The following is a 14,352-nucleotide window of genomic DNA, read 5'->3' as shown; positions in this document are numbered from 1 at the left end:
TGCCTGTGTCCGGATGTGTCCGCAGCGCCCGTACGCACAGACCTTGCCAACGAATGCGCCCCGCCAGCTCCTCTGTTCCAGCTACCACCCGTGTGGAAAGGCCCTTTCAGTGGCCCAAGGGCCACATCGGGCACATAATTAACCATATCTTGAGCGAGCCATCCCCCGGCCATTTTGTTGACCAATCAAAGGGATGCTAAGTGAGAGAGTGGGCTTCTGAAGAGCGCAGCATGTCCTCGGGGCTCTCCTTGCGGGATTGGGCATGCGGGCGACTTTAGCGGCCGGAACGGGGATTGATCGGACCGATGGGGTCTATCGATAAGTATATTTTCCGCACGACGCTGGCGTCGTTTGCGGTGGTTCTGGTCAGTCTGACAGGCGTGATCTGGATCACGCAAGCGTTGCGCGGAATCGACCTGATGACGAGCCAGGGTCAGACCATTCTGACCTTCCTCGGCGTCACCAGCCTTGCGATTCCCGTTCTCGTTCTGATCATTGCTCCGATCGCGCTGATGATCGCGGTGTCCCACACCCTGACCAAGCTCGCGACCGATTCCGAAATCATCGTCATGAATGCCGCCGGCCTGTCGCCGCGACGGCTGTTTCGTCCCTTTCTGTTCGCGACAATGGTCGTTTCGCTGCTCGTGGCTTTCATCGGCTCATATCTGGCACCGGATGGTATGCGCCGGCTGAAGCGCTGGGACGCCGAGATCACGGCCGACGTGCTGGCGAATATCCTGCAGCCAGGCCGCTTCGCGCAGCTCGACCAGAACCTGACCATCCGGGTCCGGGAGCGCCAGCCCGGCGGATTGCTGGTGGGCATCTTCGTGGATGATCGTCGCGATCCCAAAGAGCGCGTCACCATCATTGCGGACCACGGCACGGTGCTGAAGAATGGCGACGGCTCATTCCTGATCCTGGAAGACGGCAATCTGCAGCGTTTCGAGACAGGCAAGACCGACCCCGCCATGGTGGCGTTCGGCCGCTATGCTTTCGATATGTCGAAGTTCTCCAATCGCAGTCAGGACGTCACCTACGGAATTCGTGAACGCTATCTCTGGGAATTGATGGCGCCCCCTGTCGATGACCCGCTTTACAAGCAGGTGCCGCGGCAGTTCAGCGCCGAGATGCACGACCGCTTGATGGCGCCGATTTATCCGCTGGCCTTTGCTGCCTTGACCTTTGCATTCCTGGGCTCGCCACGGACTACGCGGCAGAGCCGCAACTTCTCGATGGGCAGCGCGATTGCTGCGGTGTTCGGCCTGCGCATGGCAGGCTTTGCCTGCTCCGTCGTGGCAGCGAAGTCGGACTTCGCGGCACCGCTTCAATATGCCCTGCTGGCGACAACCATCGGCGTCAGCTTCTGGATCATCTCTGCCGGCATCGTGGTGGAACCGCCGGCGAAGCTGGTTGAAGCAATCAACAGATCCAACGAACGGTTGTTGCGCCTCTTCCGACGGCCAGCCACCGCATGAGCATGATCACCAACACCATCGGCAGGTATTTCGCCGGTCGCTTCCTGGTGGCAGCTCTTGGCGTGTTCATCAGCATTTTCATGCTGCTGGTGCTGGTCGACTATATCGAGATGGTCAGGCGCACCTCCGGGCTGGCATCGGCCTCCGCTCTGATGGTGGCGCAGACATCACTGTACCGGGTGCCGCAGTTGCTTGAGAAGATGATGCCGTTTTGCATCCTGATCGGCGCCATGACCTGTTATCTCGCGCTGTCGCGACGGCTCGAACTGGTGGTCGCCCGCGCAGCCGGCGTCTCGGCCTGGCAGTTTATCTCCCCTGCGCTGGCCAGCGCCCTCATCCTGGGCGTGCTGGCGACCGTGGGCTACAACCCCCTGTCGGCCAACCTTCGCGAGGAATCGAAGCGGATGGAGGCCCAGATGTTCGGCGATGCCCCGGGCGGCGGCGTCCAGGACGCCTCCGGCTTCTGGATCAACCAGGTCAACCGCGAGGGCCAATCCATCATCAATGCTGCCCGCAGCGAGCAGCAGGGCGTCCGTCTGACCGGCCTGACCGTGTTCCGCTTCGACACCGAATCCCAGTTCAAGGAACGGATCGAGGCTCGCGAGGCATCGCTGGAGCCCGGCCGCTGGTTGTTCAAAGGGGTGCGGCGCTACACCCTCGATTCGCCCGTGGTCGAACAGGACAGCATGTACCTGGCCACGACCCTGACCCCGCTGCAGGTCAGAAACAGTTTTTCGACCCCGGAAACAGTGTCATTTTGGCAACTTCCTTCGTATATCAAATCCTCCGAAAGTTCGGGTTTCGCGACGGCGGGGTATCGCTTGCAGTATCATAAGCTTATCGCACAGCCATTTTTGCTGGTTGCGATGGTGATGCTGGCCGCTTCTGTGAGCCTGAGGTTCTTTCGGATGGGCGGTGTCCAGAAGATGGTTTTGAGTGGCGTGGGCGCAGGCTTTCTGCTCTACGTTCTGTCGAAAGTTACGGAAGATTTGAGCAAGGCTGAGTTGATGCATCCGATTGCTGCGGCGTGGCTGCCTGTGTGTGTGGGCGGTCTCACCGGCTTTTTGGCCTTGTTGTACCAGGAGGACGGGTAGTGGCTGTGTTTGCCGCCCTCCGTGCGCGGAAAATGATCTCGAAACTGCACATTTGTGCAGATTGCGGACGTGCGTCTCGCGCGATTACGTCGATCGCTGCAACTATGATGTGTGTCGCCGTGACGCTTGGCGCCGCTGCGACGACGCCTGTCCACGCCCAGAGCTTCACCTATAACCGCCCGGCCACCCGGCCGAAGCCGCCGCCGGCCGCCCAGACCGGGCAGATGCTGGTGCAGGCCACCGAGGTCAATTACGACTACAACAACTCGCGCGTCGCCGCCGTCGGCAACGTGCAGATGTATTACAATGGCACCTCGGTCGAGGCCGACAAGGTCATCTACGACCAGAAGACCAAGCGCCTGCATGCCGAAGGCAATGTCCGGATGACGGACGCGGACGGCAAGATCACCTACGCCAACCTGCTCGACCTCAGCGACGACTACCGCGACGGTTTCGTCGATTCGCTCCGTGTCGACACCGCGGATGCGACTCGCATGGCCGCGACACGTGCCGAGCGCACCGCCGGCAACTACACCGTGTTCCAGAACGGTGTCTACACTGCCTGCGCCGCCTGTAAGGAAGATCCGAAGAAGCCGCCACTGTGGCAGGTCAAGGGTGCCCGTGTCATCCACGACCAGACCGAGAAAATGATGTATTTCGAGGATGCCCGGATCGAGTTCTTCGGCGTGCCCCTTGCCTACATCCCGTATTTCTCGACGCCCGATCCGACGGTGAAGCGCAAGACCGGCTTCCTGATGCCGTCGCCCTCGCAGAACACCAATTATGGTTTTGGCATCGAAACGCCGTTCTACTGGGCGATCGCACCTGATTACGACGCGACGATCTCGCCACGTTACACCACCCGGCAGGGCCTGCTGATGCAGGGCGAGTTCCGGCAGCGCCTGATGGATGGCGCCTACCAGATCCGCGCCTACGGCATCAATCAGCAGGATCCGAATGCATACGCCGGCACGGTTGGCCAGAAGGACTGGCGCGGCGGTGTCGAATCGAAGGGCCAATTCGCGCTGAACGACAAGTGGGTCTGGGGCTGGGATGCGGTCGCACTGAGCGATTACAACTTCCTGCAGGACTACCGGCTGTCGATGTACCGGGATCCCTATGCCTCATTCCTGAACCTGCAAACGGAAGCCGTTTCGCAGCTCTATCTGACGGGCGTTGGCAAGCGCAGCTTCTTCGATGCCCGCACAATCTACTACCTGAGCTTCTCCGGTAATCAGAGCCAGGTCCCGGTCATCCATCCGGTGATCGACTACAACAACGTCCTGAACCAGAACATTCTTGGCGGCGAGTTCAGCTACAAGTTCAACATGACCAGCCTGAGCCGTGATCAGGCAGCGTTCACGCCGATTAATACCGCAGTAAACCCATCCACCAGCATCAGCGCCGGTTTGAACCCATGTCTTTTGCAGTCCGCAGACGTGGCTCTGCGGACACCTCAAAATTGCCTGATGAATGGCGTTCCTGGTACCTATACCCGCGTGACTGGTGAGGCACAGTGGCGCCGTTCCTATACCGACTCGTTCGGCCAGATCTTCACGCCGTTCGCGATCCTGCGCGTCGATGCGATCGATGCCTCGATCTCGAACCAGCCCGGCGTCTCCAACTTCCTGCCGACCGGCGACACGACCGCGTTGCGGGTGATGCCGACCGTAGGCCTCGAATATCGCTATCCCTTCATCAACGTTCAGCCGTGGGGCACCACGACACTCGAGCCCATCGCTCAGGTGATCATTCGTCCGAACGAAACCTACGCCGGCAAGTTGCCGAATGAAGACGCGCAGAGCATGAGCTTCGATGCGAGCAATCTCTTCAGCGTCAACAAGTTCTCCGGTTATGACCGTGTCGAAGGCGGCGGCCGCGCCAACGTAGGCGTGCAGGCCACCACGCAGTTCGATCGTGGCGGTTCGGTCAAGGTCCTGTTCGGCCAGTCCTATCAACTCTTCGGCCTGAACTCGTTCGCAGTCGCCGATACGACCAACACTGGCGTGAACTCCGGACTGGCCACCTCGCGGTCAGACTACGTCGCCAGCCTGGCCTATTCGCCGAACCGCACCTACACGGTCAGCACGCGCGCGCGGATCGACGAAGCGACCGGCAATGTCTCCCGCTTTGAGGCTGAAGGTCGCGCCAGCTTCGACCGCTGGTCCGTCAGTCTGATGTATGGCAATTACGCCCCACAGGCGGAATTGGGCTACCTCACCCGCCGCGAAGGCCTCCTTGGCACCGGTTCGATCAAACTGGCATCTAACTGGGTGGTCACCGGTGGCGCACGCTGGGACCTTGAAGCCAACAAGATCAACCAGTACACGGTCGGCGCAGGCTATGTGGACGACTGTTTCGTACTCGCCCTCAATTATGTCACGTCCTACAACTACGTGAGTAACCTGAGCACGCCGCCAGTTCTGAGCCACTCCGTTATGTTCCAGATTGGCCTGCGGACGCTCGGAAATACCACGGCTGCTGGCGGTAACGGCACCGTTTACTGATCCTGGCTCCCTGTGCCGTGAAATCTCCGTTTTCCGTCGCGATGTATGCGAATTCTGCTTTCAAGAGAGCTTTGACACCGCGGTTTTGACAATGATGGGTACGATGATTTCCGGACGCGTTCTGCAAGCCACTTTGGCGACGGCAGTTACCCTTCTCATATGCGCGGGATCACCGGCTCAGGCCCAGTCCGTCGCCGTCATGGTCAATGGCGAGCCCATCACCAATTTCGATATCGAACAGCGCACCAAGTTGAATGCGCTGTCAGGCGCGAAGACGAACAGCCGCCAGGACGTGATCGACGAACTGATCAACGAGAAGGTGAAGATCAAGGAAGGCAAGAAATACAGCGTCGATCCGGCCGCCTCGGAAGTCGATGGTGCGTTTCAGAACATGAGCTCGCGCATGCGCCTCACGCCAGATCAGCTGGTGCAGTCGTTGGCGTCCAAAGGCATCCGCCCCGACACATTGAAAAGCCGTTTGAAGGCCGACATGGTCTGGAACGCGATCGTCCGTGGGCGCTTCAAGCAGAGCCTGCAGGTCGGTGAAAAGGAAGTCGATGCGGCCGTCCAGAGCGCCGGTGGCGATGCCACGACCGAAGCATTCGAATATCAGATGCGGCCTGTTGTGCTGGTCGTGCCCCGCGGTGCGGCGTCCGGCGTGATGGAAGCGCGGCACAAGGAAGCCGAAGGGCTGCGCGAGCGCATCCAGAGCTGCGAAGACGCCAACCGTACCTTCAAGTCGATGCAGAATGCGACCATCCGCGATACGGTCGTCAAGACCTCTGCCGATCTGCCGCCATCGCTGCGAGAACTGCTGGACAAGACCCCGATCGGACGTCTCACGCCCCCGGAAGTGACCCGCCAGGGCGTCGAAATGGTCGCCCTGTGCGCGCGCAAGCCGACCAAGGTCGATACGCCGAAGAAACGTGAAGTCCGAGACAAGATGTTCGCCGAAAAATTCGAGGCGAAATCGAAATCCTACCTGCAGGATTTGCGCAAGGCGGCGATGATCGAATATCGCTAGTTCCGATCCGGCTTAGGCCGCGACTGGCTTAGGGCGGCACCATGACCAAACCTCTTGCGCTGACATTGGGCGAACCGGCTGGCATCGGCCCGGACATCGCTATCGCCGCCTGGCTCCGTCGGCGCGAGTTCGACCTGCCCCCGTTCTATTTGCGTGGTGACTGCGCCTTCATGGCGGACCGCGCGAGGACACTCGGCCTCGACGTCAAGCTGGCCGATGCAACGCCCGCTCGGGCCACCGAGATATTCGCTGACGCATTGCCGGTGGTGTCGATCGGCCAGACCGTTACGGCGCCTCCGCGTCGGCCTGACGCCTCCAGCGCGCCTGCAGCCATTGCCTCGATCCGCCAGGCCGTCGCCGATGTCGAAGCCGGCCACGCCAGCGCCGTCGTCACCAATCCGATCGCCAAGAGTGTGCTCTACCGCGCGGGTTTCACCCACCCTGGCCACACCGAATTTCTCGCCGAACTCGCCGCGCGCGACGGCAAGGTGCCGCTTCCGGTGATGCTGCTGTGGTCACCGGAACTGGCCGTGGTGCCGGTTACGATCCACGTCTCACTGCGTGACGCCATCGCACAATTGACCGCCCCACTGATCACCGCCACCGCGCGCATCGTCGTCAACGACATGAAGACCCGCTTCGGGATCCGTCGCCCGCGGCTGGCCATCTCCGGGCTCAATCCGCATGCCGGCGAAGACGGATCGCTGGGCACCGAGGAACAGACAATCATCATGCATGCGGTCACGGTGCTGCAGAACGAGGGCATTGACGTGCGCGGTCCGTTGCCGGCCGATACGATGTTTCATCCGGCGGCCCGCTCGACCTATGACTGCGCGATCTGCATGTATCACGACCAGGCACTAATCCCGATCAAGACGATCGCCTTCGATCACGGCGTCAACGTCACGCTCGGCCTTCCCTTCATCCGCACCTCACCGGATCACGGCACGGCCTTCGACATCGCCGGCACCGGACGCGCCAATCCGTCGAGCCTGATTGCGGCGCTGAAACTCGCAGCCCGCATGGCAGCGACACAATCCGCATGAGCGGGATCGACGATCTGCCGCCGCTGCGTGACGTCATCAAACGTTTCGATCTCCAGGCGCGCAAATCGCTCGGCCAGAATTTTCTACTCGATCTCAATCTCACCGCACGCATCGCACGCGCCGCCGGCCCGCTGGAAGATTGCACGGTCATCGAGATTGGCCCTGGTCCTGGCGGCCTCACCCGCGCATTGCTGGCGACGGGCGCCAAACGCGTTATCGCGGTCGAACGTGACGAGCGCGCACTCGGCCCGCTCAAGGAAATCGCCGCGCACTATCCTGGTCGGCTCGAGATCGTCATCGGCGACGCCCAGACCTTCGATCCGCGCCCGATGCTATCAGGCGAGCGTGCCAAAATCGTCGCCAACCTGCCCTATAATATCGGCACTCAGCTCTTGATCGACTGGCTGTGCACCGAACCGTGGCCGCCCTGGTACGACATGATGGTGTTGATGTTCCAGCGCGAGGTCGCCGAACGCATCGTCGCCGTCGAAGATGACGAAGCCTATGGCCGGCTCGGCGTGCTGTCGAACTGGCGCGCCGAAACCAAAATTCTGTTCGACATCTCGCCGGCCGCCTTCACGCCGCCGCCAAAGGTCACCTCATCCGTCGTACGCCTCGTTCCCCGTGCGGCGCCCGAGGCCTGCGAACGCCGTTTGCTGGAACAGGTGGCGGCTGCGGCGTTCAATCAGCGCCGCAAGATGCTGCGGCAGAGCCTGAAGTCCCTCGGCGTCGATCCGGAGCGGCTCGCCGCAGCTGCCGATGTCGACGTTACCCGGCGCGCCGAGACGGTTCCGGTGTCGGGCTTTGTCGCGATGGCGCGCGAATTGTCAGAGATCAGAAAGACAAAGAGCATCACGCCGGCGCCGTGATGTCCCGCGCAGGACTGTAAATCGCCGCGCACATGGAGCAGGCGTGCGCTGCTGCAGGTGGTGGTCGAACCCATCCCGGAGCAAGCATCTCCGGACCGGTCGCGCCTCAGGCGGATCAGCATCCGCCGCGCAGCAAGGACTCATATCCGCACGCCATGAGCGTCGGCACTCCATTGCTACCCGCACCGACGGTCTACAGATTACTCACCCTCAAATAAGAGCAAGTCGCGAGGGATCGAATATTTTTCTTGAAACTCGAGTTCAATCTCACTCAGAGCAGTCTGGACAATCGGATGGAGTCGACGACCGCCCACACGAGTACGCACGGCCCAGCCATGCTCTTTGTCCGGAGAGATGGAGAATGAGAACGACTTACCTTTACCAACCCGGGCGAGTAATTCTTGGTGGATCAGCCAGATAAGCTCGTCGACATCCACCCTCTTTTTGTTGCGAGTCATTGTGGCGATGACCTGCGTCACTTGTGAATCCCCTCTTTCGGGGGGTCTTAGGACGCCAGGATTACATCAACCTTACAATCCGGGAACGCGTTCTCAATCTATTCCTGGTCGCAATGGCGACAAAGGCTGCTGGGCGCGCCCGAACGCGATGGAGCCCATATTTCCGATCCAAGAACAGAGCTTGAACTGGCTATTGAACTTCCAATGAACTTGTGGTTGCTAAGGATAAGTAAAGTCTAGGGAATTATAAAAAAAATGGCTCTTATGAAACGCCAGTCGCTGGTGAAATTCGACGCTCCGCTCTGCGAAACCATCGTCGACACGCCGAAGCCGCAAGGCAAAGAGGTGCTGGTCCGCATCGAATGCTGCGGTCTCTGTCATTCGGATCTGCACATACAGGACGGCTATGCGGATCTCGGCGGCGGCAAGAAGCTCGACACCACGCGCGGCATGACGCTTCCCTTTACGCTCGGCCACGAGATCGCCGGGATTGTCGATGAAGTCGGTCCCGATGGCGATCAATCGCTGATTGGCAAGAAGAAGGCCGTCTTCCCGTGGATCGGCTGCGGCAAATGCCGCGACTGTCTCGCTGGCGACGAGAACCTCTGCGCCAAGAACCGCTTCCTCGGCGTTTCACTCGACGGTGGCTTCGCAACCCATGTGCTGGTGCCGGACGAGAAATATCTGCTCGATTACGATCCACTGCCGATCAACATGGCGGCGACTCTGATGTGCTCGGGCATTACGGCCTACGGCGCTCTCAAGCGTCTTGTCGATCGCCCGCGACAGCGCAACCTGCTGCTCGTCGGTCTCGGCGGCGTCGGCATGGCCGGTCTCGCGCTGGCACAGGCGATGTTCAAGCAGCCGATTTCGGTCGCCGATCTCAATCCGGCCGCGCGCGAAGCCGCGCTGAAGAACGGCGCCGCCTTCGCCTACGATCCGGCCGAGCCGGACGTCGCCAAGCGCATGGTCAAGGAGAACGACGGTGGCTTCGATGGCGTCGTGGACTTTGCCGGCAACGACAAGTCCATGAACTTCGCGGTGGCCACGGTGGCACGCGGCGGCAAGGTCGTCGTATCCGGCCTGATGGGCGGCAATTTCAGCCTGCCCATGGTGCAGTGGATCTACAAGCGCATGACCATCGAGGGCTTCATGGTCGGCACCCTCGAGGAGGCTAAAGAGTTGATGGCGCTGGCCCGCGCCGGCAAGCTGAAGCCCACGCCGATGAAGGCGGAGCCGATGGGCGATGCACAGAAATGGATCGACGAATTGCGTGCCGGCAAGGTCGTCGGCAGGATCATGCTGACCAACTGAGCTGAGGAACCGTTGGCCAGATGGCGCTTGGCGTCATCTGGCATTCGGGCACAGCGATCGGCATCAGCGTGACAATACGCGCCGCAAGACGCACGCCGCCCCGCGCGCCAGCCGCTGCGTGCGCTGGTTCCAGAACAATGCCTGCATGAAGTCAGCCTTCGAGTTCTTGCTGCAGTTTCCGCACAAACGACGTCAGTCCGGTGCGGCGTTCGCGCTTCAGGCGTTCGGCCTTGAGGATTGACTGCACCTCCCCATAGGCCTCCTCCACATTGTGGTTGATGACAATGTAGTCGTATTCCGCCCAGTGGCTCATCTCATGGCTGGCGCGACTCATGCGCCCGCGGATCACGTCGTCGGAATCTTGCGCACGCGTATGCAGGCGCTTTTCGAGGTCGGCCGCCGAGGGCGGCAGGATGAAGACGCTGACGACGTCGGCCCGGGCTTTCTCACGCAGTTGCTGCGTACCCTGCCAGTCGATGTCGAATAACACGTCATTGCCGGCGGAGAGCGCCGCTTCTACCGGCGCGCGCGGCGTTCCGTAGCGGTTGTCGAACACGGTGGCCCATTCGAGCAATTCGTTGCTCTTGGCCATTTTTTCGAAGCGCGGCTTGTCGACGAACATATAGTCCTTGCCGTCGACCTCACCGGGCCGCATCGGACGCGTCGTCGCCGAGACCGACAATTGCAGCCCCGGCATCCGGTCGATCAGCAGCCGCGTCAGTGTCGTCTTGCCGGCACCGGATGGCGATGACAGCACGAACATCAATCCGCGCCGTTCGACTCCATCAAAGCCAGCTTCCTCGGAATTTCGGCTGCCCCCGGACATGGTCACTCCAGATTCTGTACCTGTTCACGGAATTGCTCAACCACGTTCTTCATCTCGAGGCCGGTGCTGGTCAATTCCAGATCGTTGGATTTCGAGCAGCAGGTGTTGACCTCGCGGTTGAACTCCTGTGACAGGAAATCAAGCCGTCGGCCGACAGGGCCGCCTTTGTTGATCATCTCGCGCGATTGCGAGATGTGGGATGCAATGCGGTCTAGCTCTTCGCGAATGTCGGCCCTGGTCGCCATCATCAGCGCTTCCTGGCTCAGCCGATCGGAATCGAAACGATCCGAGGCTTCCAGCAGCGTCGCGATCTGTTCAGCAAGGCGCGCGCGAATGGCCTCCGGCTTGCGGCCCGGTGCAGCCTCAGCCTTCTTCGACAGCGTCTCGATCTCGTCGAGGCGCTGCGACAGGATGTCACCGAGCGTCATGCCCTCGCGCTTGCGCATCGCGACCAGCGCCGTGAGGGCCTCTTCGAACGCTGCGGCCACGGCCGCCTTCGCCGCCTTGTCCTCGGCCTCGTCCGCCTCGGGCTCGACCACTTCGATCACGCCCTTGATATTCATCAGGCCATCGACGCTCGGCGCGACGGCGTCGATCCTGCTGGCCAGTTCGGCAGCAATACGCAGCACCGAATTCAGCACCTCTTCGTTGATCCGCACGGTCGAGGCCGCGTTGCTGCGCTTAACGGTGAGGTTCGCGTAAACAGTGCCGCGCGACAGCACTTCGGCGGCGCGTTTGCGGGCGACCGCCTCGACCTCGTCGAAACCCGGAGGCATCCGGAAGCGCAGGTCGAAGCCCTTGGCGTTGACGGACTTCAGCTCCCACTCGAAGCTGTAAGGTCCGCTGGTGCCATGGCTTCGCGCAAAGCCGGTCATGCTCGACAACGCCATCGCGGAAACTCTCCAAAGAATACGAGTAAGATTCGCAAGGTGCGAACCGGCTCAGGTTAGGGCCTTTTCAGGCCAAGGGGAATTCGAAGCACAGGCCAGCGCGGGCTCGGTGGTAAGGCCTATTGCTGAACAACCGGCGGTGTACCCGTCGACTGCGCAGCCCCCTGACGAGCCGGCGCGGCTGGCGCAGGCGCTGTACGGGCCCGCTGCTTGGCCGGTGCGGGCCTGGCCGGGCTTGTACCCGTCGCGGCGGCAGGATCTGTAGCCGCTCCGGCAGGCGTAGCGGCAGTCTCTTCCGGCGGTTCGACGGCGTCGTTCTGGACGGCCTTCTCCATTGCGCGCAGCTTGCTGACGTTCTTCTGATGCGCGTCGTAGGTCTCGGTGAAGGCATGACCGCCGGTGCCATCGGCCACGAAGAACAGGTCACGCGTGCGCGCCGGATTGGCGGTCGCTTCGAGCGACGCACGGCCCGGATTTGCGATGGGCCCCGGCGGCAGGCCTTCAACCACATAGGTGTTGTAAGGCGACGGCTGCTGGATCTCGCTGCGCTTGATCGGCCTGCCGAGCGTGCCCTTGCCCCCGACGATGCCATAGATGATCGTCGGATCCGACTGCAGCTTCATCTTCTGGCGCAGGCGATTGGCGAATACGGCGGCCACACGGCTGCGCTCGTCGGCACGGCCTGTCTCCTTCTCGACGATGGATGCGAGCGTCACCAGTTGCTCCGGCGTCTTCGCGGGAATATCGGCATTGCGACGCTCCCAGATTTCGGCAAGCACGCGCTTTTGCGCCTGCTGCATGCGCTGGATCACCTGGTCGCGCGGCGTGCCACGCGGAAATTTGTAGGTCTCTGGCAGCAACGTGCCCTCACGCGGCATTTCGCGGATCGAGCCGGTGAAGATATCGTTCTCGGTCAGGCGCGCGACGATCTGCTCGGAGGTCAGGCCTTCGGGAATCGTGATGGAGTGCTGCACGACCTTGCCTTCGACGATGGTGCCGATGACGTCGCGCAGATTGGCGTTCTTCTGGAACAGATATTCGCCAGGCTTCAGTTCTGAGCTGGCCTTCAGCGCAAACACGGCACCGATGAAAACCCAGCGATTGGCGGAGATCACGCCTTCGCGCAGCAACGCTTCGGCAATGTCGCCCTTGCCCGCACGCGCGGGGATATTGACGACCTTTTCTTCCTGCAGCGGTCCCGGCGCTTCCAGCGCCTGGCGACCATAGACATAGGCGCCGCCAGCACCGAGCATGGCGATGATGATGATGGTGATGATGGCATTGCCGGCAACCACGAGCGGATTGCGCGCATGGTCGGAACGCTTCGGCGGCGGCGGAACCTGCTCCGGTTCCAGCGCGGCACGCGGACTCCTGGGCGAAATGGGCGGCCTCTCACTCATCGATAGTACCTGATCCTGTCGGTTCAATCGTGACGGGTACAAACACGATACCCGTCAATAGCATACGCCCAGTGTAGGAATTAGCGCGGAATACGGCGAAACGGTGGAGGTTCTCTAACCAACCACGCGCTGCAGGATCACGGACGCATTAGTACCGCCGAAACCGAATGAATTCGACAAGGCAATATTGATTTCGCGCTTGCGCGGGGTCAATGCGACAAGATCAATCGCGGTTTCCACCGACGGATTGTCGAGATTGATCGTCGGCGGCGCGATGTTATCCCGAATCGCAAGGACACAGAAGATGGCCTCGACCGCACCGGCCGCGCCGAGCAGGTGGCCGATCGACGACTTCGTCGACGACATCGACACTTTCGACGCGGCATTACCGAGCAGGCGCTGAACCGCGCCGAGCTCGATCTCGTCGCCAAGCGGCGTCGAAGTGCCGTGCGCATTGATGTAGTCGATGTCAGCCGCGGAAATGCCGGCCCGCTTCATCGCAGCGTTCATGCTTCGGAACGCACCATCGCCATCAGGCGTCGGCGACGTGATGTGATAGGCGTCGCCCGACATGCCGTAGCCGATAATCTCGGCATAGATACGTGCGCCGCGCGCCTTGGCGTGTTCGTACTCTTCGAGCACGACCACGCCGGCGCCTTCGCCCATGACGAAGCCATCGCGGTCCTTGTCGTAAGGCCGCGACGCCTTCTCGGGTGCATCGTTGAAATTGGTCGACAGCGCGCGCGCCGCAGCGAAGCCGGCCATCGCGAGACGGCTGATCGGCGACTCGGTGCCGCCGGCGACCATGACATCGGCATCGCCTAGCGCGATCAGACGGCCGGCATCGCCGATCGCGTGCGCGCCGGTCGAACATGCCGTGACGACGGAGTGATTGGGGCCCTTGAGGCCGTGCTCGATCGAGACGTAGCCCGAAGCGAGATTGATCAGCCGGCCGGGAATGAAGAACGGCGACACTTTGCGCGGGCCGCGTTCTTTCAGAAGCAATGCTGTATCGGCAATGCCTGACAGGCCGCCGATGCCGGAGCCGATCATCACGCCGGTGGCGCAGCGATCGTCTTCATTGTCCGGGTGCCAGTTGGCGTCGTCGAGCGCCTGCTTGGCGGCGCACATCGCATAGATGATGAAGTCGTCAACCTTGCGCTGGTCTTTCGGCTCCATCCACAGGTCGGGATTGAAGGTGCCATGGGTGCCGTCGCCGCGTGGAATCACACAGGCGATCTGGCTGGTGAGATCGGATACATCGAATGTATCGATCCGCTTTGCGCCGCTCTCACCGTTGAGGATGCGCTTCCAGGTCGGCTCGACGCCGCAGCCAAGTGGCGACACCATGCCAAGGCCTGTGACGACCACCCGCCTCATTGTCGTACCTCCACGGCCCATCCTTGAGCCGATGTGTCTTGAGCTAAAGTCTCTTGAGCAAATGCCTAC

At 61.5% G+C, this 14,352-nt stretch carries 12 protein-coding genes; 7 read left to right on the top strand and 5 right to left on the bottom strand.

The features are described 5' to 3' along the window. The first annotated feature begins 305 nt into the window (after positions 1–305). The 6 genes from lptF to rsmA all read left to right on the top strand — a co-directional run bounded on the left by lptF (position 306) and on the right by rsmA (position 8,015). Complete coding sequence (gene lptF / locus AC1RLZ_RS03485; RefSeq protein WP_493187471.1) at positions 306–1,475, top strand: LPS export ABC transporter permease LptF; 1,170 nt, start codon at positions 306–308, stop codon at positions 1,473–1,475. Further along, positions 1,472–2,569, top strand: coding sequence for an LPS export ABC transporter permease LptG (lptG, locus tag AC1RLZ_RS03480; RefSeq protein WP_116662414.1), 1,098 nt, complete (start codon positions 1,472–1,474; stop codon positions 2,567–2,569). Before lptF ends, lptG begins: the two co-directional genes overlap by 4 nt. 104 nt (positions 2,570–2,673) lie before the next feature. Then, positions 2,674–5,076 (top strand): LPS-assembly protein LptD, encoded by a 2,403-nt coding sequence (locus AC1RLZ_RS03475; protein ID WP_493187470.1) that lies wholly within the window; start codon positions 2,674–2,676, stop codon positions 5,074–5,076. A 94-nt stretch (positions 5,077–5,170) separates the two neighbouring features. After that, entirely contained in the window at positions 5,171–6,100 is a 930-nt protein-coding gene (locus tag AC1RLZ_RS03470) for a SurA N-terminal domain-containing protein (RefSeq protein WP_493187531.1), read from the top strand. Between the two features lie 41 nt (positions 6,101–6,141). Then, positions 6,142–7,146, top strand: coding sequence for a 4-hydroxythreonine-4-phosphate dehydrogenase PdxA (gene pdxA / locus AC1RLZ_RS03465; protein ID WP_493187469.1), 1,005 nt, complete (start codon positions 6,142–6,144; stop codon positions 7,144–7,146). Continuing rightward, entirely contained in the window at positions 7,143–8,015 is an 873-nt protein-coding gene (gene rsmA / locus AC1RLZ_RS03460; protein ID WP_493187468.1) for a 16S rRNA (adenine(1518)-N(6)/adenine(1519)-N(6))-dimethyltransferase RsmA, read from the top strand. Before pdxA ends, rsmA begins: the two co-directional genes overlap by 4 nt. 200 nt (positions 8,016–8,215) lie before the next feature. Here the strand turns inward: rsmA and AC1RLZ_RS03455 are convergent, their stop codons facing one another. Continuing rightward, on the bottom strand, positions 8,216–8,494 hold the full coding sequence (locus AC1RLZ_RS03455) for a hypothetical protein (RefSeq protein WP_493187467.1): 279 nt from the start codon (positions 8,492–8,494) through the stop codon (positions 8,216–8,218). Positions 8,495–8,728: 234 nt separating this feature from the next. Here AC1RLZ_RS03455 and AC1RLZ_RS03450 point away from each other — a divergent pair, with 234 nt between their 5' ends. After that, the gene (locus AC1RLZ_RS03450; RefSeq protein ID WP_371422934.1) at positions 8,729–9,787 is read left to right on the top strand and encodes an alcohol dehydrogenase; all 1,059 of its coding nucleotides are present in this window, start codon (positions 8,729–8,731) and stop codon (positions 9,785–9,787) included. 151 nt (positions 9,788–9,938) lie between these two features. On the opposite strand, the gene gmk is transcribed toward AC1RLZ_RS03450, so the two are convergent. From gmk to fabF, 4 genes are all read right to left on the bottom strand, one after another. Then, positions 9,939–10,613, bottom strand: a complete 675-nt coding sequence (gene gmk, locus AC1RLZ_RS03445; protein ID WP_493187466.1) for a guanylate kinase — start codon at positions 10,611–10,613, stop codon at positions 9,939–9,941. A gap of 2 nt (positions 10,614–10,615) precedes the next feature. Beyond that, on the bottom strand, positions 10,616–11,503 hold the full coding sequence (locus tag AC1RLZ_RS03440) for a YicC/YloC family endoribonuclease (RefSeq protein WP_371422927.1): 888 nt from the start codon (positions 11,501–11,503) through the stop codon (positions 10,616–10,618). Between the two features lie 119 nt (positions 11,504–11,622). Beyond that, the gene (gene mltG, locus AC1RLZ_RS03435; protein ID WP_493187465.1) at positions 11,623–12,903 is read right to left on the bottom strand and encodes an endolytic transglycosylase MltG; all 1,281 of its coding nucleotides are present in this window, start codon (positions 12,901–12,903) and stop codon (positions 11,623–11,625) included. A gap of 114 nt (positions 12,904–13,017) precedes the next feature. After that, entirely contained in the window at positions 13,018–14,283 is a 1,266-nt protein-coding gene (fabF, locus tag AC1RLZ_RS03430) for a beta-ketoacyl-ACP synthase II (protein ID WP_493187464.1), read from the bottom strand. Positions 14,284–14,352 lie beyond the last annotated feature (69 nt).

The sequence above is a fragment of the Tardiphaga sp. GW822-FHT04G09 genome (assembly GCF_058800725.1).
The sequence above is the reverse complement of the archived record's forward strand: the minus strand, read 5'-3'. Positions and strand labels throughout refer to the sequence as shown.

Excerpts from the sequence above, each read along its gene's own strand:
- lptG (WP_116662414.1), top strand. The coding sequence starts at position 1,472 with ATGAGCATGATCACCAACACCATCGGCAGGTATTTCGCCGGTCGCTTC.
- gmk (WP_493187466.1), bottom strand. The coding sequence starts at position 10,613 with ATGTCCGGGGGCAGCCGAAATTCCGAGGAAGCTGGCTTTGATGGAGTC.
- lptF (WP_493187471.1), top strand. The coding sequence starts at position 306 with ATGGGGTCTATCGATAAGTATATTTTCCGCACGACGCTGGCGTCGTTT.
- fabF (WP_493187464.1), bottom strand. The coding sequence starts at position 14,283 with ATGAGGCGGGTGGTCGTCACAGGCCTTGGCATGGTGTCGCCACTTGGC.
- pdxA (WP_493187469.1), top strand. The coding sequence starts at position 6,142 with ATGACCAAACCTCTTGCGCTGACATTGGGCGAACCGGCTGGCATCGGC.
- AC1RLZ_RS03470 (WP_493187531.1), top strand. The coding sequence starts at position 5,171 with ATGGGTACGATGATTTCCGGACGCGTTCTGCAAGCCACTTTGGCGACG.
- mltG (WP_493187465.1), bottom strand. The coding sequence starts at position 12,903 with ATGAGTGAGAGGCCGCCCATTTCGCCCAGGAGTCCGCGTGCCGCGCTG.
- AC1RLZ_RS03440 (WP_371422927.1), bottom strand. The coding sequence starts at position 11,503 with ATGGCGTTGTCGAGCATGACCGGCTTTGCGCGAAGCCATGGCACCAGC.
- rsmA (WP_493187468.1), top strand. The coding sequence starts at position 7,143 with ATGAGCGGGATCGACGATCTGCCGCCGCTGCGTGACGTCATCAAACGT.
- AC1RLZ_RS03450 (WP_371422934.1), top strand. The coding sequence starts at position 8,729 with ATGGCTCTTATGAAACGCCAGTCGCTGGTGAAATTCGACGCTCCGCTC.
- AC1RLZ_RS03475 (WP_493187470.1), top strand. The coding sequence starts at position 2,674 with ATGATGTGTGTCGCCGTGACGCTTGGCGCCGCTGCGACGACGCCTGTC.